Origin of the sequence: Sphingomonas sp. S6 (assembly GCF_043498045.1) — a bacterium.
Lineage (GTDB): Bacteria > Pseudomonadota > Alphaproteobacteria > Sphingomonadales > Sphingomonadaceae > Sphingomonas.
On record NZ_JBIEOE010000004.1, the window covers coordinates 63,429 to 85,766 of the forward strand.

17 protein-coding genes are annotated in these 22,338 nt (G+C 68.1%); 5 read left to right on the top strand and 12 right to left on the bottom strand.

The annotated features are described in order from the left end of the window. Positions 1–24 precede the first annotated feature (24 nt). The gene (locus ACGVWT_RS08035) at positions 25–672 is read left to right on the top strand and encodes a DUF1275 family protein (protein ID WP_315460986.1); all 648 of its coding nucleotides are present in this window, start codon (positions 25–27) and stop codon (positions 670–672) included. A gap of 31 nt (positions 673–703) precedes the next feature. Here the strand turns inward: ACGVWT_RS08035 and ACGVWT_RS08040 are convergent, their stop codons facing one another. From ACGVWT_RS08040 to ACGVWT_RS08075, 8 genes are all read right to left on the bottom strand, one after another. Next, positions 704–2,797, bottom strand: coding sequence for an acetyl/propionyl/methylcrotonyl-CoA carboxylase subunit alpha (locus ACGVWT_RS08040; protein ID WP_315460985.1), 2,094 nt, complete (start codon positions 2,795–2,797; stop codon positions 704–706). Positions 2,798–2,918: 121 nt separating this feature from the next. After that, a complete protein-coding gene (locus ACGVWT_RS08045) occupies positions 2,919–3,143 on the bottom strand; it encodes a hypothetical protein (RefSeq protein WP_315460984.1) in 225 nt (74 codons plus the stop codon). Positions 3,144–3,157: 14 nt separating this feature from the next. Then, positions 3,158–4,237, bottom strand: coding sequence for a biotin synthase BioB (gene bioB / locus ACGVWT_RS08050; protein ID WP_315460983.1), 1,080 nt, complete (start codon positions 4,235–4,237; stop codon positions 3,158–3,160). Then, the gene (locus ACGVWT_RS08055) at positions 4,234–4,587 is read right to left on the bottom strand and encodes a hypothetical protein (RefSeq protein ID WP_315460982.1); all 354 of its coding nucleotides are present in this window, start codon (positions 4,585–4,587) and stop codon (positions 4,234–4,236) included. The genes bioB and ACGVWT_RS08055 overlap by 4 nt, the downstream gene beginning before the upstream one ends. Beyond that, the gene (scpA, locus tag ACGVWT_RS08060; RefSeq protein ID WP_315460981.1) at positions 4,584–6,788 is read right to left on the bottom strand and encodes a methylmalonyl-CoA mutase; all 2,205 of its coding nucleotides are present in this window, start codon (positions 6,786–6,788) and stop codon (positions 4,584–4,586) included. The genes ACGVWT_RS08055 and scpA overlap by 4 nt, the downstream gene beginning before the upstream one ends. Next, entirely contained in the window at positions 6,775–7,197 is a 423-nt protein-coding gene (mce, locus tag ACGVWT_RS08065; protein WP_116460137.1) for a methylmalonyl-CoA epimerase, read from the bottom strand. Before mce ends, scpA begins: the two co-directional genes overlap by 14 nt. Next, positions 7,194–7,499, bottom strand: coding sequence for a TfoX/Sxy family DNA transformation protein (locus ACGVWT_RS08070; protein WP_116460138.1), 306 nt, complete (start codon positions 7,497–7,499; stop codon positions 7,194–7,196). Before ACGVWT_RS08070 ends, mce begins: the two co-directional genes overlap by 4 nt. Beyond that, positions 7,480–9,006: an acyl-CoA carboxylase subunit beta gene (locus tag ACGVWT_RS08075; RefSeq protein WP_116460139.1), complete on the bottom strand. Its 1,527-nt coding sequence runs from the start codon at positions 9,004–9,006 to the stop codon at positions 7,480–7,482. Before ACGVWT_RS08075 ends, ACGVWT_RS08070 begins: the two co-directional genes overlap by 20 nt. A 100-nt stretch (positions 9,007–9,106) precedes the next feature. Here ACGVWT_RS08075 and ACGVWT_RS08080 point away from each other — a divergent pair, with 100 nt between their 5' ends. Genes ACGVWT_RS08080 through ACGVWT_RS08090 form a run of 3 tightly spaced genes read left to right on the top strand, consistent with a single transcriptional unit; the run spans position 9,107 to position 11,721 of the window. Then, positions 9,107–10,507 carry a short-chain fatty acyl-CoA regulator family protein gene (locus ACGVWT_RS08080; RefSeq protein ID WP_315460980.1) on the top strand — a complete coding sequence of 467 codons (1,401 nt, stop codon included), beginning with the start codon at positions 9,107–9,109 and terminating at the stop codon, positions 10,505–10,507. A 12-nt stretch (positions 10,508–10,519) separates the two neighbouring features. Next, positions 10,520–11,311: a DUF72 domain-containing protein gene (locus ACGVWT_RS08085; protein ID WP_315460979.1), complete on the top strand. Its 792-nt coding sequence runs from the start codon at positions 10,520–10,522 to the stop codon at positions 11,309–11,311. A 56-nt stretch (positions 11,312–11,367) separates the two neighbouring features. After that, complete coding sequence (locus ACGVWT_RS08090) at positions 11,368–11,721, top strand: Imm8 family immunity protein (protein WP_315460978.1); 354 nt, start codon at positions 11,368–11,370, stop codon at positions 11,719–11,721. Positions 11,722–12,055: 334 nt separating this feature from the next. Here the strand turns inward: ACGVWT_RS08090 and ACGVWT_RS08095 are convergent, their stop codons facing one another. Next, complete coding sequence (locus ACGVWT_RS08095) at positions 12,056–12,574, bottom strand: DUF177 domain-containing protein (RefSeq protein WP_315460977.1); 519 nt, start codon at positions 12,572–12,574, stop codon at positions 12,056–12,058. Continuing rightward, positions 12,571–13,077, bottom strand: coding sequence for a ubiquinol-cytochrome C chaperone family protein (locus ACGVWT_RS08100; RefSeq protein WP_315460976.1), 507 nt, complete (start codon positions 13,075–13,077; stop codon positions 12,571–12,573). Before ACGVWT_RS08100 ends, ACGVWT_RS08095 begins: the two co-directional genes overlap by 4 nt. A gap of 139 nt (positions 13,078–13,216) precedes the next feature. On the opposite strand from ACGVWT_RS08100, the gene ACGVWT_RS08105 reads away from it, so the two are divergent. Beyond that, entirely contained in the window at positions 13,217–13,735 is a 519-nt protein-coding gene (locus tag ACGVWT_RS08105; RefSeq protein ID WP_286164999.1) for an outer membrane protein assembly factor BamE, read from the top strand. A 300-nt stretch (positions 13,736–14,035) separates the two neighbouring features. Here ACGVWT_RS08105 and pbpC read toward each other — a convergent pair whose 3' ends face one another. Then, complete coding sequence (gene pbpC, locus ACGVWT_RS08110; protein ID WP_315460975.1) at positions 14,036–16,156, bottom strand: penicillin-binding protein 1C; 2,121 nt, start codon at positions 16,154–16,156, stop codon at positions 14,036–14,038. A 291-nt stretch (positions 16,157–16,447) separates the two neighbouring features. Further along, positions 16,448–22,186, bottom strand: coding sequence for an alpha-2-macroglobulin (locus ACGVWT_RS08115; protein ID WP_394425921.1), 5,739 nt, complete (start codon positions 22,184–22,186; stop codon positions 16,448–16,450). Between the last annotated feature and the right edge of the window lie 152 nt (positions 22,187–22,338).

The window sequence follows — 22,338 nt, forward strand, 5'->3', positions numbered from 1 at the left end:
GCTATTCCCCAACACTCCCGGCCGATGACCCGCTACGACCGCCGCTTCTGGTTTCTCGCCGCCGGCCTTGCGGCGACGGCGGGATATGTCGATGCGATCGGGTTCCTGCGGCTGGGCGGGTTCTTCGTGTCGTTCATGAGCGGCAATTCCACCCGATTCGCGGTCGGTGCGGTGACGGATGTCCATGTCGCGTATGTTGCCGGCGCGTTGATCGCGGGCTTTGCGGCCGGCGTGGCGGGCGGGACATGGCTGTCGCTGCGGCACGGGGGTGGGCGCCTGCCCGTCTCGCTGCTGCTGATGGGCGCGCTGCTGGCGCTTGCCGCGGCGAGCGACGGACGATCGCCCGCGATGGCGACCAGCCTGATGATGGCGGCGGCGATGGGCGCGGCGAACACCATCTTCCAGCGCGATGGCGAGGTGAGCATCGGCGTCACCTATATGACCGGGACGCTGGTAAAATGCATACAGCGGCTGACCGCCGCGCTGATGGGCAGCGGGCCGCGCTGGGCGTGGCTGCCCTATGCCTTGCTGTGGATGGGGCTGGTCGCGGGCGCGTGCGGCGGAGCCGCCGTCTATGGTGCGGTGGGAACGGCGGGCGTGTGGCTGGCGGTCGCTGCGGTCGCGTTGCTCGCCGTCTATGCGCGCGCGATCGGACGGCCACACGCCCCCTGACCGCCGGGCGGGCGCGCCCGGCGGCGGTGGCTCATTCCATTTCGAGGATGATCTGGTCGACCGCCAGGCTGTCGCCGGCGGCGGCGGAGACGGCCTTCACCCGGCCCGCCTTCTGGGCGCGCAGGATATTTTCCATCTTCATTGCCTCGACCACGGCAAGCGGCTGCCCCGCTTCCACCGCATCGCCCGCGCCGACGTCGAGGCGGACGAGCAGGCCCGGCATCGGCGCGATCAGGAAGCGCGACAAATCGGGCGGCACCTTCTCGATCATATGCTGCGCGTACGGCGCGGCGTGCGCGGGCAGGACACGGACGTCATGGCTCGCACCACGCGTGGTCAGGCGGAAGCCGCTGCGGACGGGCAGGATGCGGACGGTGAGCTGCGCGTCCTCCCCGTTTTCCGGGCCGATCTCGGCCTCCACCATCCGGTCGCCGGGGGTATATTCCAGCGCGATGTCGAGCGCGTCGCCATCGACCGTGATGCCGTCGGTCGAGACCGTCACGTCATGGTCCTCGCCGTCGATCCGCACGCTCCAGGCATGCGGCGGCTGCAGGCGGCTGCCAAGCTGGCCGTCGATGCGGCGCGCACGATCGGCCTGCGCGGTCGCGGCAAAGGCGGCGATCGCGGCGAGATGGCGCTTGAGGTCGGCGTCGGCGGGGGCGCCGTGGAAGCCGTCGGGATATTCCTCGGCAATGAACCCCGTGGTGATGTTGCCCGACCGGAAGCGCGGGTGCTGCATCAGCGCCGACAGGAAGTCGATGTTGGTGCCCGGCCCCTCGATCTCGAATGCGTCGAGCGCAGCGATCTGCGCATCGATCGCCGCCTCGCGCGTCGGCGCCCAGGTGACGAGCTTGGCGATCATGGGATCGTAGAACATGCTGACCTCACCGCCCTCGGCGACGCCATCATCGACGCGGATGCGGGGTTCGTCACCTTGCGTCTCCTCAGCGAAGGCTGGGGTCTCGTGCGGCTCCTGTCCCGCGCCTGTCGCGGGAGACCCCAGCCTTCGCTGGGGTGACGAGGTGGCCACCGGCGGATTGTACCGCACCAGCCGCCCGATGCTGGGCAGGAAGCCGCGATACGGGTCCTCGGCATAGACGCGGTTTTCGACCGACCAGCCGTTGATGCCGACCTGATCCTGGGTGATCGACAGCGGCTCCCCCGCCGCCACGCGGATCATCTGTTCGACGAGGTCAAGGCCGGTGATCTCCTCGGTCACCGGATGTTCCACCTGCAGCCGGGTGTTCATCTCGAGAAAGTAGAAGCTCTCGCCGGTCGTATCCGCGCCCGAGACGATCAGCTCGACCGTTCCCGCGGAATAATAGCCCACCGCACGGGCCAGCGCGACGGCCTGTTCGCCCATCGCCTTGCGCATCGCCGGCGTCACGAAGGGCGAGGGCGCTTCCTCGACCACCTTCTGGTGGCGGCGCTGCACCGAACATTCGCGCTCGTTGAGGTACAGGATGTTGCCATGCTGGTCGCCGAGCACCTGGATCTCGATGTGACGCGGCGATTCGATGAACTTCTCGATGAACACGCGATCGTCGCCGAAGCTGGCGAGACCCTCGCGCTTGGTCGCCTCGAACCCTTCGCGCACGTCCTGCTCGCTATACGCGAGGCGCATGCCCTTGCCGCCGCCGCCGGCCGACGCCTTCATCATCACCGGATAGCCGATGTCGGTCGCGATCCGCACCGCCTCGTCGGTGTCCGCGATCTCCCCCAGGAAACCGGGGACGACGTTGACGCCCGCGTCCTTCGCCAGCTTCTTCGATTCGATCTTGTCGCCCATCGCCGCGATCGCGTTCGGCGGCGGGCCGACGAAGGCGATGCCCGCCTCGGCGCAGGCACGCGCAAAGCTCTCGCGTTCGGACAGGAAGCCGTAGCCGGGGTGGATACAGTCCGCGCCCGTCTCCTTGGCGGCGAGCAGGATCAGCTCGGCCTTAAGGTAGCTTTCGGCGGCGGGCGCCGGCCCCAGGCGCACCGCCTCGTCCGCCATCAGCACGTGGGGGGATCGCGCGTCGGCATCGGAATAGACCGCGACCGTCTTGATCCCCATGCGCTTCGCAGTGCGGAACACGCGGCAGGCGATCTCACCACGATTGGCGACCAGGATTTTCTTGAACATCCTCTTCTCCCTCCCGCTGACGGATCGGACTCTCGAAAGCCTCTCCGCGCGCGGGCATCGTTCTGATGGTGGGGAGGACAGGCCCTCCCCTAACCCCTCCTGCCCAGCAGGAGGGAAATGCTCATTTGCGTGGGACCTGTTTTACGACGAGACGGGCAAACCAGTGGCAGAACAGCGTGCAAAGCACGGCGTAGAGCAGCGTCGGCACCGCGTAGAACAGGTACGACGTGAGATAGCTTGCCGACTTGGCTGACTGGACCTGCACGATAGCGCCGTCATGCGTAGTGATGCTCGTTGCTATCAACCAGAACGACGTCGAGACGACCGTAAAGACGATCGCTGCCACGCGGATGAGCGCCCTCACTCCGCCGCCTCGGCCATCACCGCGTCACCCCGAGCTTGACCCGGGGTCCCGCTTCCTGCCGCAGGTCCGCAACAGCCAGACCCCGGCTCATGGCCGGGGTGACGGGCGCTGGGCTCCGCCGCCATCGGCGTCACGCCCAGCTTCGCGAAGAGCGCGGCGTCCTTGTCGTCGCCGGCGTTGCCCGCGGTCAGCAGCTTATCGCCAGTGAAGATCGAATTGGCCCCCGCCATGAAGCACAGCGCCTGCGCCGAATCCGACATGCTCTCGCGCCCCGCGGACAGGCGCACCATGCTCTCGGGCATGGTGATGCGCGCGACGGCCACGGTGCGGACGAACTCGATCTCGTCGATCTTGGCGAGCGGCGTGTCGGCGAGCATGTCGCCGAGCACGGTGCCCTTCACCGGCACCAAAGCATTGACCGGCACGCTGCCGGGATGCTCGGGCAGGGTCGCCAGCGCATGGACGAAGCCGACGCGATCCTCGCGCGTTTCACCCATGCCGACGATCCCGCCGCAGCACACGTTGATCCCTGCGCTCCGCACCGCATCGAGCGTATCGAGCCGCTCCTGGAAGCTGCGCGTCGTGATGACGTCGCCATAGCGCTCGGGCGAGGTGTCGATATTGTGATTGTAGTAATCGAGGCCCGCGTCGGCGAGCTGCCGCGCCTGATGCGGCTCCAGCATGCCGAGCGTCATGCACGTTTCCATGCCCATGCCGCGCACGCCCTCGACCATCGCGACGATCGCGCCCATGTCGCGGTCCTTGGGATTGCGCCACGCCGCACCCATGCAGAAGCGGGTCGAGCCATTGTCCTTGGCCTGCGCCGCCGCTTGCAGGACGCTGCGCACATCCATCAGCTTGGTCGCCTTGACCCCGCTGTCGGCGCTGACCGACTGCGAGCAATAGCCGCAGTCCTCCGGGCAGCCGCCCGTCTTGATCGAGAGGAGCGTCGACAGCTGCACCTGCCCCGCCGCGTGATGCGCGCGGTGGACGGTCTGCGCCTGCCACATCAGTTCGTCGAAGGGCAGGTCGAACAGGGCTGCGATCTCGTCGCGGGTCCAGTCATTACGGGTCATTGCAGGATCGCCGGTGTGAAGTTGTAGAGAAAGGCTCCGACCCCGCCAGACAGCAGGGTGCTGACCGCGGCTTGCGCGATGCGGATCGTCCGCGCAACCTTGGCACGCGGATGCGCGCTGACCTCGAGGCTGGCGAGGTGCGAGGCCATGAACAGGCTGGTAACGCCCGCCAGCCCGATGAAGGCGAGGATGACGATCAGCTGCTTATGCTCGAAGCGCACGCCCTGCCCGTCGGCAAAGGCAAACACGCCGCCCAGCGACACGAGGGCGATGCCGGTCGTGTGCTTGAAGAAGTCGTAGGAGCGAGGGAACGGCGCATCGCCAACCGGCTCGTCCGAGTCCTCGATCACGCGGCGTCCTCCTGCGGCGGCATATTGTGGCCGAGCAGGCGCAACACCTCTTCGGCCGCCTTGATCAGGTTGGTGCCGGGGCCGAAGATCGCCTGCACGCCCGCATCGCGCAGCGCCTGATAGTCCTGCGCCGGGATCACACCGCCGGCAATCACCTTGATGTCGGCGCGGCCTGCGTCGCGCAGATGGCCGATCAGTTCGGGGATCAGCGTCTTGTGCCCGGCCGCCAGGCTGGAGGCGCCGACGACGTCGACATCCTTCTCCAGTGCGAGCACCGCGGCTTCCTTGGGCGTCTGAAACAGCGGGCCGGGGACGACCTCGAACCCCAGATCGCCGAACATGCTGCTGACGAGGTTGGCGCCGCGGTCGTGCCCGTCCTGCCCCATCTTCGCGACGAGCATGCGGGGTTTGCGACCCAACCGACGCTCGGTAGCGGCAACACCATCGGCGAGCCGCTCCCAGCGCATGTCGTCGGCATAGGCGCCGCCATAGATGCCCTTCACCGGCGTCGGCTGCGTACCGAAGCGGCCGAACACATCCTCCATCGCGCTACTGATTTCGCCCAGCGTCGCACGGGCGCGCGCCGCGTCGACGGCGAGGGCCAGCAGATTGTCCTTACCCCGCGCGCCATCGCGCAACGCGTCGAGCGCGGCGCGGCACGCCGCCTCATCGCGTGTCGCCTTGACGCGTTCGATCCGCCGGATCTGAGCCTCGCGCACCGCCACGTTATCGACGTCGAGGATGTCGATCGGGTCCTCGTCGGCCTTGCGATACTTGTTCACGCCGACGATCACGTCCTCGCCGCGGTCGACACGCGCGGCGCGGGCGGCGGAGGCTTCCTCGATCATCGCCTTGGGCCAGCCCGCCGCGACCGCCTTCGCCATGCCGCCTTCCGCCTGGACGCGCTCGATGATCTCCCACGCGCCATCGACCAGGCTCTGCGTCAGGCTTTCGACGTAATAGGAGCCGCCGAGCGGATCGACGACCTTTGTCATTCCCGTCTCTTCCTGGATCACGATCTGCGTGTTGCGCGCGATCCGGGCGGAGAAATCGGTCGGCAGCGCAATGGCTTCGTCGAGCGCGTTGGTGTGCAGCGACTGAGTGCCGCCCAGCATCGCCGCCATCGCCTCGATCGTCGTGCGCATGACGTTGTTATAGGGGTCCTGCTCGGTCAGCGAGACGCCGCTGGTCTGGCAGTGCGTGCGCAGCATCTTGCTGCGCTCGTCCTTCGCGCCCAGCTGCGTCATCGCGCGATGCCACAGCACGCGCGCGGCGCGCAGCTTGGCGATCTCCATGAAGAAGTTCATGCCGATCGCGAAGAAGAATGACAGGCGCCCGGCGAACTTGTCGATGTCGAGGCCGCTCGCCACGCCGTACTTCACATATTCCATGCCGTCGGCGATGGTGAAGGCGAGCTCGTGGAGCTGCGTCGCCCCCGCCTCCTGCATGTGATAGCCGCTGATCGAGATGCTATTGAACTTTGGCATCTCGCGGCTGGTGTAGCCGAAGATATCCGAAATGATTCGCATGCTGGGTTCGGGCGGGTAGATATAGGTGTTGCGGACCATGAACTCCTTGAGGATGTCGTTCTGGATGGTCCCGTCGAGCAGGCTCCGCGCAACGCCCTGCTCTTCCCCTGCAACGATGAAGAAGGCGAGGATCGGGATCACCGCGCCGTTCATCGTCATGCTGACCGACATCTGATCGAGCGGAATCCCGTCGAACAGTATCTTCATGTCCTCGACGCTGTCGATCGCGACGCCCGCCTTGCCGACGTCGCCGGTGACGCGCGGATGGTCGCTGTCATAGCCGCGATGGGTGGCAAGGTCGAAGGCGACGCTCAGCCCCTTCTGCCCGGCGGCGAGGTTGCGGCGGTAGAAGGCGTTCGATTCCTCCGCGGTCGAGAAGCCGGCGTACTGCCGGATCGTCCACGGCCGGCCCGCATACATCGACGCGCGCACGCCGCGCGTGAACGGCGCAAAGCCGGGCAGGCCGGGGTCTTCGCGCACGTCCTCAGCCGTATAGAGCGGCTTGACCGCGATGCCCTCGGGCGTCGGCCATGTCAGGTCCTTGCCCTTCACCTCCTTCGATGCGGCGGCCTGCCAGTCGGCGAGGGTCGGGCGCGGTGTCGGTTCGGGGGTCGCGGGCGCCCTGGGCGCGGCGCCGCTGTCCTCGCCGGTGTTGGTCTCAATGATCGCCATCAGGCGTCTCCATCAGTTCGACGAGCACGCCGCCCATGTTCTTGGGATGTACGAAGACGATCGGCGTGCCGTGCGCGCCGATACGGGGTTCACCGAGCACGGTCGCGCCCTTCGCCTTCAGGTCCGCAACGGCGGCGTGGATGTCGGGCACCTCGAAACAGACATGATGCTGCCCACCCGCCGGGTTCTTCTTCAGGAAGCCGGCGATGGGCGAACTGTCGTCATAGGGCTCGATCAGCTCGATCTGCGTGTTGGGCGCGTCTATGAAGCACACTTTCACGCCCTGCGCCGGCAGGTCGAACGGCTCGCCGATCACGGTGGCGCCGAGCAGGGTGCGATAGGTCTCGATCGACTGCGCGATCGACGGCGTCGCGATGCCGACGTGGTTGAGGCGGCCGAGGGGGGTCATACGGTTTCTCCGGTCGTCCGGCGCTGCTGGACTTCGTCTTTCAACGCCTGCTTTGTCTCGGCAGACAAGTGTGCGCTCGCTACGCCATCGATCGCCCCTTGAAGCGCCCAGACGGCGCATAGACTGACCTCGCGCGGGTGCGCCGCCTTCATCCGGCAATAGGTTTCCACCGCGCCCAACTCAGCCAACCGCTCGGGGCTATCGACGCCAACCTCGATCATCCAGCCAGCACTTTTCGCCGCCACATTGCGCAGCGCCGTCAGGCGGGCGAGACGTTCATCGTCAAAGGGGGATATTGTCATGCTTCTTCCACGGATTCTCGAGGCTCTTGCCGCGTAGCTTTCGCAAGCCCAGCGCGATCCGCCGCCGCGTCGAGTGCGGCTGGATCACCTCGTCCACGAAGCCCTTGCTCGCCGCGACGAAGGGGTTGGCGAAGCGGGCTTCGTATTCCGCCGTCCGCTCGGCGATCTCCTCGGGCGTCTTTCCACGGAAGATGATTTCGACCGCACCCTTCGCGCCCATCACCGCGATCTCGGCGGTTGGCCAGGCGTAGTTCAAATCGCCGCGCAGATGCTTCGACGCCATCACGTCATACGCACCGCCATAGGCCTTGCGCGTGATGACGGTGATCTTCGGCACCGTCGCCTCGGCATAGGCGAACAGCAGCTTCGCGCCGTGCTTGATGATGCCGTTATGCTCCTGCGCCGTCCCCGGCAGGAAGCCGGGCACATCGACGAAGGTCAGAATCGGAATTTCGAACGCGTCGCAGAAGCGCACGAACCGCGCCGCCTTCTTCGAGCTGTTGATGTCGAGCACGCCCGCCAGCACCATCGGCTGGTTGGCGACCACGCCCACCGTCTTGCCCTCGATCCGGCCGAAGCCGGTGATGATGTTCGCCGCATGCGCCGGCTGCGTTTCGAAGAAGTCGCCCTCGTCGACGACCTTCCGGATCAGTTCGTGCATATCGTAGGGCTGGTTGGCGCTGGCCGGTACGAGCGTGTCGAGGCTCGGCTCCAGCCGGTCCCAGGCGTCGGCGGTCGGCCGTTCGGGCACGGCCTCGCGGTTCGACAGCGGCAGGAAATCGATGAAGTCGCGCGCCGCCAGCAGCGCCTCGATGTCGTTTTCGAACGCATTGTCGGCGACCGAGGTCTTGGTAGTGTGCGTCACCGCGCCGCCCAGCGCCTCCTGCGTCACGACCTCGTTGGTCACCGTCTTCACCACGTCGGGGCCGGTGACGAACATGTAGCTCGAATCCTTCACCATGAAGATGAAGTCGGTCATCGCCGGCGAATAGACCGCACCGCCCGCGCACGGCCCCATGATGAGGGACAGCTGCGGCACGACGCCGGACGCGAGCACGTTGCGCTGGAACACCTCGGCATAACCGCCAAGGCTCGCCACGCCCTCCTGAATGCGCGCGCCACCCGAATCGTTCAGACCGATCACCGGCGCGCCGACCTTCATCGCGGTGTCCATCACCTTGCAGATCTTCTGCGCATGGCGTTCGGACAGCGACCCGCCGAAGACGGTGAAATCCTGACTGAAGACATAGACCAGCCGGCCGTTGATCGTACCCGATCCGGTGACGACGCCGTCGCCGGGGATCACCTGATCCGCCATGCCGAAATCGACGCAATTGTGCTCGACGTACATGTCGATCTCTTCGAACGAGCCTTCGTCGAGCAGGATGTCGAGCCGTTCGCGCGCGGTCAGCTTGCCCTTGGCGTGCTGCGCAGCGACGCGCTTTTCGCCGCCTCCGGCCCGGGCGGCGGCGCGACGGCGTTCGAGTTCGTTCAGCGTGGAAGACATGGGCACACTCCTGCGCGACGGTTTCACCCGGTGTAGGCGCCGCTTTCAACTGTGGGTTTGCAAAATTGCAATCCGCATGTTTGCAAATTAGGCGTGAACGATGGCCACCGAACCGCCCCGCCCCCGCCTGTTCGCCGGCGATCGCGTGCGCGCGCTTCGGGCGCGACTGTCGCTCAGCCAGACGCGGTTAAGCCAGCAACTCGGCATCTCGACCAGCTACCTGTCGCAGATCGAAAGCGGCGATCGACCCATCACCGGCGGCGTGCTGGCGGCCCTGGCGCGGGCCTTTCCGCTCGACTGGGTCGATGTCGCACCCGAGGATGAATCCGCCGCGCTGGTCGCCGCGATGGCGGCGGGGACAGACCCCTCCGTACCCGCCGCGATGATCGACGACGATGCGGTGCGCCGCGGCGTGCGTCAGCAGCCATTGCTCGCGCGGCGGATGGCGGCATTGCACGCCGCGCTCCAGCGCACGCAGGAGCAATTGCGCGTGCTCGACGACCGCGTCGATGCCGGCGGAAGCCAGCCGGTGCCGCTGCCCTGGGAAGAGGTGCGCGACTGGTTTCAGGGCAGCGGCAATTACATCGATGCGCTCGACCGCTTCGCGGAAGGACTCGCCGCCGATCTGTCCGGCGCCCGCGCCTATGCCGATCGGCTGGAACGCGCGCACGGCGTCCGGCTGGCCGACGACGGCGCTGCCCTGCGCAGCTATGATCCCGCCGCCGCGACGCTGCGGATCGACGCCGCGCAGCCGATCGAGACACGCGCCTTCCAGATGGCGCACCAGCTCATCCGGCTGGAGGCGGCGGACCTGATCGAAGGCATCGTCGCCGAGGCGCCCTTGCAGTCGGAGGCGGCGCGCGAATTGCTCCGCGTCGGCCTTGCCAATTACGGCGCCGGCGCGCTGGTGATGCCCTACGCCGCCTTCCGCAGCGCCGCGCGCCACCAGCGCCATGACGTCGATGCCTTGCGGCAGCGCTTCGGCGTCAGCTTCGAACAAGTCTGCCACCGCCTGTCGACGCTGCAACGCCCGGGCGCACCCGGCATCCCCTTCTTCTTCTGCCGCATCGACATGGCCGGCAACATCACCAAACGCCATTCGGCGACGCGGCTGCAATTCGCCCAATATGGCGGCGCCTGCCCCTTGTGGGTCGCGCATGAGGCAGTGGCGATCAGCGACCGCATCCTCGTCCAGGTCGCCGAAATGCCCGACGGTGCCCGCTACGTCTCGATGGCGAAGGGGCTGGTGAAGGCCACCGCAAGCTACCGTCGCTCCCCCCGCCGCTACGCCGTAGTGCTGGGCTGCGAGGTCGAGCATGCCGCCGCGTTCGTCTATGCCGATGGCCTGGACGTCGCCGGCGCAGACAGCGCGACGCGGATCGGTCCCTCCTGCCGCATCTGCCCCCGCCGCGACTGCGATCAGCGCGCCTTCCCGCCCGTCGGCCGCGAACTGCTGGTCGACCCCGACCGCCGCGGGATCGTGCCCTATCGCTTCGACTGATATGGTTGGTCCATGACGATACGAATCGGGATCGGCGGCTGGACCTATGAGCCGTGGCGCGGGACCTTCTATCCCGAGAAATGGCCGCAAAAGCGCGAGCTCGAATACGCCGCGTCGCAGCTGACCGCGATCGAGATCAACGGCACCTATTATTCCAGCTTCAAGCCCGCGAGCTTCGCCAACTGGGCCGCCGCGGTGCCGGACGGCTTCGTCTTCACGCTTAAGGCCTCGCGCTACTGCACCAACCGCAAGGTGCTTAGCCAGGCCGGCGAATCGATCGAACGCTTCGTCAGCCAAGGCATCACGGAGCTGGGCGAGAAGCTCGGCCCGATCCTGTGGCAGTTCATGGCCACGAAAAAGTTCGATCCCGACGACATGGCCGCCTTCCTGAAGCTCTTGCCGACCAAGCACGACGGCATTCCCCTGCGCCACGCCATCCAGGTCCGCCACGACAGCTTCGCCGACCCCGCCTTCATCGCCATGGCCCGCGCGGCGAACGTCGCGATCGTCTACGCCGATTCGGCCGACTATCCCGCGATCGCCGACGTCACCGCCGACTTCGTCTACGCCCGCCTGGAAAATGCGGTGGAGGCAGAACCCGCCGGCTACACCGACGCGGCGCTCGACCGCTGGGCGAAGGCGGCACGCGACTGGCAGGCCGGCGGCCGGCCCGAGGGGTTGCCCTACGTCACGTCCGACACGCCCGCCAAGGCCCAGCGTGACACGTTCGTCTTCTTCATCAATGGCGCGAAAGTCCGCGCGCCACACGGGGCGAAGGCGTTGATCGAACGGGTACGGGGGTAGCTGAGCGTCCACTTACGCCCAATTGCGGACATTCACCGTTAGGACGATCATGGGGCATGATCGCTGAACTTCGAGCCTTGTTGACCGTCGAACATGAACCCCACGAGTCTATTCGGCCCGGGGGAGGTGCGTTCTGTGTCTCTCTGCGGGCGCTTGTGGGACCAGCTGGCGCGCCAGGAGAAGAGTCCTTTGACTTCAAAGTGTGTTCGCCAGCGTGGTTGGAGTATGAATTAGATAGCCATGCCATCGTCGAAGGGCGGTTTTTGCTTATCGCGCGCAGCTTCGATCCTCAGCGCATCGAAGATTATGTGCGCAAGCGTATCGCTCAGGCGTCGGGCGACGACTGGCATACCATCGCAGGCGAGATTGCCCGCTGGGCGCAATGGGAGTTCGAGGACTATCGTCCGTGAGGAACGTCAGCCCCCCCCAATTGCGGCCATGCAACGGATGGGGCATCTTTGCTAAATGAGCAGTTTTCGTCCTGTAGCAGCGCCCACCGGACTGATCATCGTGGCGGTTATTTGCAGCTTCGCCGCTAAAGATTTTGTGGCTTCTGCGGGGTTATCGCAGCTCGCTTCCATGGCAGTTGGTTTGTCGATTGGCTTCCTGATTATCAGTATCGTGTTTTTGTGGAAACGCGGGCGGAACGGTCCTCCGAAGGTCCGCTAACCCTCAATAGCAGACACAGCGGATCGAAGTTCGGTCGTTTATCCTTCGTTGCTGGACGGCGTCGACAAAGCTTCGTTACCTGCCCGCTAGCTTCGCCTTAAGGTCCTTCAACGCCCCGAACGGCCCAGCCTCTTCCTCGCTGATGACGCCCGCGGCCTTCAGCGCGTCGGCGGCATCGGGGCTGCGGGGGAAGGGATCGAGCGACAGCGCGAGGGTTTCCGCAGCGACTTCGCCGAGGTCGATGGCGCCGCCTTCGATTTCCACCGTGTCGAGCGCGCCGGCGTCGAGTTCCACCTCGTCCTGGCCGTCGAGCCGTTCGACGAACAGCAAAGCGACGGGTTCGTCGATCGTTGCAGCCAGCGGCACGCCGGTGACCGAACACGCCTGCGTCACCGCGCCCGTCACCCGTCCGCGCACCGCAATGCCGGCGGCTTCGCGGCGCAACGTCAACTCCGCCTCGAGCCGCTCGACCGCGATCAGGTCGAAGCGCCGCGCCAAGGCGGCGCGTTCGTCGGCGTCGGCCATGATGTGGACGGCACGATCGCCCGCGCCGATCGCGTCGAGGCGTTCGGGGCGGCTGAATTCGGGATTCATGGCAGGTCTCCGGCGGTCAGGCGGTCGAGCGGCGTCGCGTCGAGCGCGGTGCGGAAGGCGGTAATGGACTGCGCCACATGCACCACCGCCTCCGGCGCGGGCCCCTCGCCGCGGTACAGGTTGCGGACCAGCGCCGGCGTCAGATCGCCTGCCGCCAGCCCCTCGCGATAGGCGCCGAGGCGACCGCCGAGCATGCTCATCATCTTGCCCACATGCTTGCCGACGACCAGGTCGCCCATGCCCATCTGCCGGAGTTGCCCGTCCATATCGTCGACGAACCGTTCGGTCAGATGCGCCGACAGCGTCGCCGCCGCCGGCTCCGCCTCCAGCCGCAGCAGCACCATCGTCAGCACCGCGGCGATCATATCGAAGCGGCCGTCGACCGTGTCGGGCACCGCCCCCGCCAGATACCAATGCTCGGCCCGCCCACGCGTCACCACCGCATTGTACAGCGGCAGCGCCTGATCCTGTCGCTCGCCGAACAATCGTCCCCACCAACCCACTGTGCGCCCGTCCTCCCTGCCACTCCCCGCGGCACTGCCGCTTGAAGCCTTGTCGTTCCTCGCATATCGAGGCGATCGGCGGGCGATGCAATCGATCCTGCGCGCGCCATGGGCGGGAAAGCCGCCGCTGGAGATTGTGATGAGCGTATCCGTTGCCCGTTTCGGCGCCCGCGCCCGTGCCCGCGTGGGTCTGATTGCGGGACTGGCATGTATCCTGGGTGCCGGTGCGTGCACGCCGCTGCGGTCGCACCAGGGCTATATCATCGACGCCGATCTGGTGAATTCGGTGCAGCCGGGCGTCGACAACCGCGCATCGGTGGCGCAGGTCCTCGGCCGGCCGACGATCGCCAGCCAGTTCGGGGCGCAGGACTGGTATTACGTCTCGCGCGACAGCCGGAACCTCAACTTCCAGAAGCCCAAGGCGAAGGACCAGATCGCGCTGAAGATCACCTTCGATCCCAACGGCACGGTCAAGTCGGTGACGCGTACGGGCATCGATCAGATCGCCAACGTCGATCCATACGGCAAGACGACGCCGACGCTGGGCAAGAAGCGCGGTTTCTTCGAGGATCTGTTCGGCAACATCGGCACGGTCGGTGCAGCGGGTGCCGGCGGTCCGGGCGGCAGCAACACCGGCGGCGGTCGCAACACGCCGTAAGGGTCAGGGTTTGCGAGGGTCGATCTGACGTTTCGATACGTCACCCCAGCGCAGGCTGGGGGTCTCCCGGTCAGCGCGCGTGACAGGAGCCGCAAGAGGCGCCAGCCTGCGCTGGGGTGACGGGTTGTACCGGCCGATCATCCCTATCACGGCGTTGGCCGCGCCGCCTGCTACGCATCGGCGCGGCCGTGCCGTGCTTGGACCGGCACTGATCCCAAAAGGGGTTAAGGGATCAGTGGCGGCTAACGCGTCATCGCCATTTTGGTTCTTTGGACCCCGCGATTTTTGGCGCGATCGTCGTCAGCGCACCGTGAATAGGATCTGGTCGACGATCCGGCCGCCGCCATCGACCAGCCGCAGCCGGTGCAGCCCCGGCCCCGGCATCACGGGCGCGCTGTGATCGGCCGGCCCCAGATCGCGCGAATCGAGCTGGATGCGATGCGCGGTGGCACTGCCGCTGACCCCGATCACCAACCGCTGGCGATCCGCCGGAATATCGGGATCGAGCGCATAGACGCTGCCCGCCACCGGATTGGTGAAGCGCGGGCGATGCGCCTCGGCCGGCGCCGCGGCGACCCGCGCCTGCGCGGTGCCCCGCACGAAAAACTCCTGCCGCGCCTGTTCGCGCGTGTCGGCGAAGGCGACGCGGCTCGCGACGACGTCGGCGGGCCTGGGCGGCGCGCGGCCGGGCTCGCGGGCATGCAGCGCCAGCATCACGTCGCGCCACACCGGCGCCGCCCCGCTGGTGCCCGACACCGCGCGCATCGGATCGCCCTCCGCATTGCCGACCCACACGCCAACGGTGAAGCGGTCCGAATAGCCGATGCACCAATTGTCGCGCATCGCCTTCGACGTCCCCGTCTTCACCGCCGCCCAGAACGGCAGGCGCAGCGCCGAATCGAGGCCGAAGGTGGCGGCGCGCGCATTGGGATCGGCGATCATGTCGCCGACGATCCACGCCGCCGCGGGGGAGACGATCGCGCGCGGTGCGACCCGCGGCTGGTCCAGCGTCAGCCGCAACGGACTCCACCGCCCGCCTTGCGCCAGCGTGCGATAGGCATCGACCTGCTCCAGCAGCGTCACCTCCGCCGACCCCAGCGCCAGCGAGAAGCCGTAATAGGCGCCGTCCTCCACCAGCCCGCGATAGCCGAGGTCCCACAACCGGTCGCGAAACGGCTCGACGCCGACGAGCAGCAGCGTCCGCACCGCCGGCACGTTGAGCGACCCCGCCAGCGCGATCCGCGCCGACACCGGCCCCTTGAACCCGCGGTCGTAATTCTGCGGCACGTACAGGCCCGACGCGGTGTCGAGCTGCACTGGCGAATCGTCGAGGATCGAGGCGGGGGTCAGATAGCGCCGCTCGATTCCCAACGCGTACAGGAACGGCTTCAGCGTCGATCCCGCCTGACGATAGGCGTTGGCATTGTCCACCGCCGGCGCCGTCGACGCGCCACCGATCCCGCCGACATAGGCGAGCACGTCGCCGCTGGCATTGTCGACCACCACCACCGCGCCATCGCGCGCACGCGTGCCACCGAGGCCGAGCAGCTGCCGCCGCAGTGCCGCCGCCGCCATCCGCTGGATCCCTGCATCCAGCGTCGTCGTGATCCGTAGCCCCGGCCTCGTCAGCAATCGGTCGGAAAGATGCGGCGCGAGGCCGGGATCGAGCGCCAGGCTGCGCGCCGGCCCCAGCATCGCCGCGACCTGCGGCGCAAACCGTGCGCACGCCGTATCGCCCGACAACGCACAGGCCCGCCGCGCGATCGTCGCGGCATCGGCGCGCGGATCGGGCAGCAGCGCGGCAAGCAGCAGCGCATCGTCGCGGGTCAGGCTGGCCGGCGTCTTGCCGAACAGCCCCAGCGCCGCCGCCCCGATCCCCTGCGCCTCACCGCGGTAGCCGGCGAGGTTCAGATAGGCTTCGAGGATCTGGTCCTTGCTCCACCGCGCCTCCAGCGCACGGCCGGCCCGGATCTGGCGCACTTTGTCGATCCATCCCCGCGCGCCCGGCCGCGCCAGCGTTGGCGACAGGAATCCCGCGACCTGCATTGACAGCGTCGACGCGCCGCGCACCCGCTGCCGCTCGATCCGTGCGCGCGTCGCGCCGGCGAGCGCCAGCCAGTCGACGCCGCCATGATCGAAAAAGCGATGATCCTCCGCCCGCACGATCGCCGCCCGCGCATCCGGCGCGATCGCCGACAGCGGCGTCCAGGCGAGCCGCCGCGCCACGAAATCGACGCGCGCACTGTCGATCAGCGTGCCGTGCCGATCGTACAGCCACGCCTCCGACGGCCGCCACCGCGCGCGGACGGTGGCATAGTCCGGAAGGGGCGGCGGTCGGGTGATATAGTCCAGCGCGCCACCGGCAATGGCGACCGCGCCAACCAGCGCGAGCGCATGGCGGGGGGTAAAGCGGAACGCCACCTCAGACGCCCCGACCAGCAGCCCCGCCGCTCTGCCACACCCCTCGCCCCACCCGCTTCGTCACCCCGGACTCGGTCCGGGGTCTACCGTGAGGCTGGGGGGACGGCATGAGCCTCTGTCCTCCCCCCTCGCCGCGGAGTGGCCCCCGGAACGAGTCCGGGGTGACGGGGGATGTGAGGCGACCGCAGCGTACGCCACCTTGCCACCCGTCATTTCGCACCGAGCGACGCAATTCAGGGCGTCCCGATCCTCCTCCGGATCGTCGCGCCTCGCTCGCAATGACGGCCACCCTCACCGCTGCCCCACCACCACCGGCTGGTTGGGCACCTGCGCCCGCACGCTCGGCGAATACATCGCCTCCACCCGCGTCGGCGGCAGGCTGAACCGGCCCGCGCCGTTCAGCCGCAGCGCATAGCTCACCGTGAAGCGCCCGCGCGGCACCCAGGCGAAGAAGCCGCGCCAGCTGTCGTTGCCGCGCTCGATATAGGACGGCTGCACGCCATCGCTCTCGCCGCCCTCCCCCAGCATCTGCGACTGGTTGGCGAGGTCGCCGATGATCGTCGCACCCGCGGGGATCGGATCGTCGACCACCACCCAGTTGCGCTCGGCGCTCGCATCGACGGTGATCGTCACGCGCAGCACGTCGCCGCGCGTCAGCTGCCCGGCTTTGCGCGCCTGCACCACCTGCACCGTGCGCGTCGCGCGGTATCCGGCGAAGACCGGGCTGGTCAGCGGCACCGCGGCGCGCACCAGCACCGTCGCCCACGGCCCCGCCCCGCCGCTCTGGCGCAGCACCAGCGGCGTCTGCGCCGCCGGCAGCGGCAGGCTGACCGTCCGCGCCTCGGCAGCGAGCGGCCAGCTGCGCGACGCACTCGCCGCACCCAGCTGCACCGTCGTCGTGCCCGCGATGGCCTGCGCCGGATAGAGGCCGGCAAACTTGCGCACCGCCACCGCGCCCCAGGCATTGGCGGTCGTCGTGTCCCAATGGCCGCGCGACTGGCGCAGGCTCACGCCGACCATCATCTTCGCCGCCTCGTCCTGCCAGCCCGGCCGGCCGAGCGTGACGAGCAGCGCCTTGATCGCCGCCTCGTCGCCCGACGACATCAGCCACCACGGCGCCGACGACGCATCCGACAGGTCGAGCCGCGTGCCCTCATAGACCAGGCGGCTGCGCAGCACGCCCTCCGCCTGCGCCTTCAACGCCGCCGCATTGGCGGCAGGCACCCGGTCGAGCGCCGCGATATAATCGGCGAGCAGCGAGGTCGGCATGTCCTGCGCCGGCAGACCGATCTGCCCCAGCATCGCGGGCGTGGCTTCCCCGGCGCGCGCGAGTGCCGCGAACGCCACCAGCTTCTGCTGTCGTGGATCGCCATAGGTCTCATGCCGGACCCGGCCGTCGAGCACCGCCTTCAGCCCCTCCACCATCCGTGCGCGCGCGGCCGGCGGCAGCGGCAGCCCCGCCTCGCTGGTCAGCGACAACACATAAGCGGTCAGCGCCTCAGACCCGTCGAGCGACTCGCGCGGCCAATAGCGCAGCAGACCGTCGGAGGCCTGATAGGTCGGGATCGCCCCCGCCAGCGCGCTCCACCGCGCCGCATCACCTAGCGCGACGATCCGGCTCAACTGCTGTTCGAAGCAATTGTACGGATAGCGCGTCATGTAATCGCGCACCCCGGCCAGTGGCGGCGCCAGCGTGTCGGTCAGCTGCACGTCGACCGATCCGCGCCCCGGCAACGCCCCCGCGGGCGCCGCGATCGGCAGGCTGGTAGCGTCACCCACCCGAGTCAGCGCCGCCGCCCAGGTTTCCACCGGCACCGCCGGCACCACCTGCTGGCTGACGGTCAGCCTATCGCTCGCCTTGCCGTCCTTCGACGTGGCCGTGACCTGCCAGCGCAAGGTCCCGCTCGCCTGCGGCGCGGTCAGGTTCCACGCGACCGGCACCGCGCGTCCTGCCGGGATCGTCACGGTCAGCGGCTTGCCCTGTGCGATCCGCGGGAACACCTCCACCTTCGCGGTGACGGTCATCGGCCGATCGCTGCCGTTGCGCAGCGTGAAGCCTGCCGCATACCAATCGCCGCTGCGCACCAGCGGCGGCAGACCGGCATAGACCGACAGGTCCTGCGCGGTGCGGATCGCGGTCGATCCCGTGCCGAACAGCCCGTTGCCGTCGGTGGCGATCGCGACCAGCTTGAACGACGACAGCGCGTCCGACAGGGGCACGCGCAGCGTCGCACGTCCCTGCGCATCCAGCGGCACCGTCCCTTGCCACAGCAGCACCGGTTTGAAATTTTCGCGGTTGAGCGCCGCCGCGGCATCGCCACCACCGCCGCCGGCCTCCACCGCCTTGCGACCGTAATGCCGCTTGCCGACCACCTGCATCTGCGCGGTCGCGGTGAGGACGGACAGCGGCCGTTCGCCCATCATCGCGCTTAGCACGTCCCAGCTGTCGTTGGGCGCGAGCTGCAACAGCGCTTCGTCCACCGCGACGAAGGCGACATCGGCGCTGCTCGCCGGCGCGCCATCCGGTCGCTTCACCTGCACCGCGACCGCAGCGGTGCCGCGCGGCGCGAACCGCTCGTGGTCCGCCTGCACCGTCACGCCCAACGTATGCGTCTCCCACCCGACCTTCACCTTGGCGATGCCGAGGCGGAAGGCGGGCTTGGCCAGGTCGACCAGAGCCGTCGGCTCGGGCGCGGGCTCGCTCTTCACCAGCCCCAGCGACTGGCCGATCCCGCGCAGCCAGCTGGTCCATCCGCTCTCCACCCGCCCGCGCACCGCGAGCACCGAGACGAAGACGTCGGGCGCGTAAGATCCCGGCATCGGCACCTCGACCACCGGATCGGTGCCGCTGAGGTCGGTGACGAAGCTCGACAGCACGCCCTCGCGTTCCACCGTCACCAGCGCGGTCGCCGACCGGAACGGCATGCGCACCTGGAAGCGCGCGGTCTCGCCCGCCTTGTACGCCATGCGTTCGGGGATCACGTCCATCCGGTCGCCATTGTCGCCGCCGAACCACCAGGCGTCGTTGCCGACCAGCCATACCGATTGCACAGCGCGCGCGACATTGCCGTCCGCATCGGTCGTCGTCGCCACCGCATAGACCTCGCCCGACACGCCCGGATCGATCGTGCAGCTGGCCAGCCCCTGCGCATCGGTGGTGGCGGTACAATCCGCCGCCAGCTTCGTCGTGCGCATCTGGTTGTCATAGGCGTAGAAGCCGCCGATCAGCCGCCGCCGCGCGGTGAGGATCTGGCGGCTGTACAGCGCGACAGAGACCTTCTGCCCCTTGATCGGCTTGCCCCGCGCATCGAGCGCGACGAACTTCAGGCGCAGATCGTCCTGTTTCATCAGCCAGCCGTCGGTCTTGATACCCAGCTGCACCGCGGACGGCAGGATCGGGATCACGCGGCTGGCGGTCAGCACCTCGCCATTGGCATCCTGATAATCCATCTCGACGCGCATATCGGCGAGCCCGTCGAGCGTCGGCACGTCGACGTTGACATGGCCCGTACCGTCGCCGCCCAGCGTCACCGGCAAGGTCTGCGTCGGCGGCAGCGGCGTCTCGCGATCGTCGCCGTTCATGGCGCGCGTGCCCTCCTCCACCTTGGCACCGCCGAAGGTGTACGCCTCATAGCCTTCGGGATTGGCGCTATGCGCGAACCAGCCGACGCGCACGTCGACCGGCAGGTTGCTCGCCCCGCCGCCGGAAAGGTAGCCGACATACAGATCGAGCGGCAGCGACTTGGGCCGCACCGCCGGCGCCTTCGGCCCGGTCACGCTCGCCCGCATCGTCGGCAATTTGTACTCGTCGACCTTGAACGATTGCGATGTGAAGGTGACGTCGTCGCCGCGCACGATGCGCAGGTCGTAATCGCCCATCGGCGCGCCCTGCGGCACCGTCCAGCTCGTCTCGCCGATCCCGCGCGCGTCGATGTTGAGCGGCAGGTCGAACTGCGTGTCCGATCCGCGATGCGCGAGGCGCAGCGTGCCGCTGAAGCCCGGAGGGATCGCAAAGCCGCTGCCGTCCGGGCGGCGGACGATATGCTTCATGTGGATCGTCTCGCCCTGGCGCACCAACGCGCGGTCGAAGACGGTGTGGAACGTCTCGAACGGCGCCGAATAGCCATAGGGCAATTCGAAATCGTACGGCCGGATACCCTCGCCCCAGGTCGTCAGCGCAAAGCTGAAATCGTCGCCGCTGCGCGCAGACACCATCAACGGATGCGCGGTCGACGTGTCGGAACAGCTGCCATAGGTCTCCGGCTCGGGCAGCCCCTTTGGCACCATCAGCCCGCCGCTGCGATCGGTGATCCCGCGCGCCAGCACACGGCCCGTGCAGCTGTCGCTCACCTGCACGCTGGCATTCGCCACCGGCTTGCCGCTGTCGAGCGCAGTCACCCAGGCGAGGCTGCGCTCGCGGCCCCATTTGAAATGCACCGCCATGTTGGTGACCAGCGCCGCAGTCGCGACATAGCGCGGCGCGTTCCGCCCCAGCAGCGATCGGCCGAGCCGCGGGCTGGCGAGTTCGACGACATAGAAGCCCGGCTTGCCCAGCGGGATCCCGACGACCTCGAATTCGCGCCCCTTGCCCGGCAGGCCCAGCTTCAGCCCCCCGCCCTGGTCACCCAGGATCGACCGGTCGCCAGTGTGGTTGATGCGCGCGACGACCTCCTCGCCGCGCTTCACGTCCTCGATGTTGGTCTCGCCCGCCGCGGCGACGGTGCGCAGCCATTCGGCCACCGCCGCATCCGAATCGCCGACCTTCAGCGTCCGCCCGCCGATCGCCAGGCTCTTGCCCTGCAGCGACGGCTCGACGTTGCGCACGGTAACCGGCAGCACGCCGCCTTGCACCGATTCGAGGATGCCGAAATCGGCCGCGAACTTCACCAGCGGCGGCGCTTCGTCGAACTTCACCTCCAGCGGAAAGCGTTCGGCGTTGCTGAGGCTCCGACCGCTTTCGTCCTTGATCCCCGCCGGCAGCGTCAGCTTCGCCGTCGCATCGGCGGGCAGCGGCGCCTTGAAGGTCAGATCGCTGATCGTCGCCTTCTTCTTATCGTCGTCGTCGAAGGTCGGCGCGATTGGTTTGCCGTCCGCGAAGGTCAGCCGGATCGCCGCGGCCTGGCTCATCGGCACCGGCGCGGTGAAGCGCACGTACGCCGGCTGCACCGGGCTGCACCCAGCCTGCGGATTGGTACGGCTGCATTCGAAGCGCGCCGCGAACGGCTTGCGCACGGTAAAGTCGAAGCGTTGATCGGTCCCGGCGAGCTTGCCCGACGCCGAGGCAATCCCCTTGCCCCACATCAGCGCCATGTCGCGCCCCGGCGGCAGCGCACGGCGGCATTTCAGCGCAGTGATCCCAGCATAAGCGGCCTGTCGCTCTGCGGGCGTGGCCGGCACCGCCTCGGGCAGTCCGGCATTTTCCAGGAAGCTGCGCACCGACCAGTTGCGCGTCCCCATCTCGCCCAGCAGCTTCGCCGGCAGGCCGGCATTGAGGACATCGACCGGAATCTTCTCGCCCAGCCCATCGACCGCGCAATAGGCGTTGGCGGCCACCGAGGCGCGCGTCGGCGCGACCGGCGCGGCGACCAGGAACACCTGATCCTCTTCGATCTCGTCCCCCGACGGCAACACCGCCAGCGCGCGCGGCCCGCCCGCCTCCACCGTGTAGCTCGCCCGCCCGGAGAAGCTGTAGCCCGATACGCTCTTCAGCCCCTCGACCGCGTCGAAGCTGCATTTGGCATCGCCGGTCAGCGGCGCGGCGAAATCGAATACCCAGGTCTGCGGATCGACCCAGCGGCCGGTGCCGGCGCACCCGGTCTTGAACGGGGCCTTCGCCCGCGGGTCGCCCAGCGGCACCATCGCCTGGTTGAAGCGGATCGTATAGCGTTCGATCGCGCCGCCGCCGTTCGCACCGGCGCCGCCCGTGCCGGGCTGGGCGAGCACCACCTGCGGGCTGTCGTCGCCGAACGCCGCCACGGGCGCCAGAGCCAGTGCCAACACCGCCAACCGTACCGCCGCATTACGCCGCATGCCCGCGCCCCCCGTTGTTGCGCCATGTCTAGGCGGTTCGCGGGGTCGAATCCAGCGGGCCAACGCTGCCTGTCGCACGCGAACATGCAGACCTTTATTGATCCGATTCGCACGAAAATCTCGAAGCTGGCGGCACGACCAGCCCGTTATCT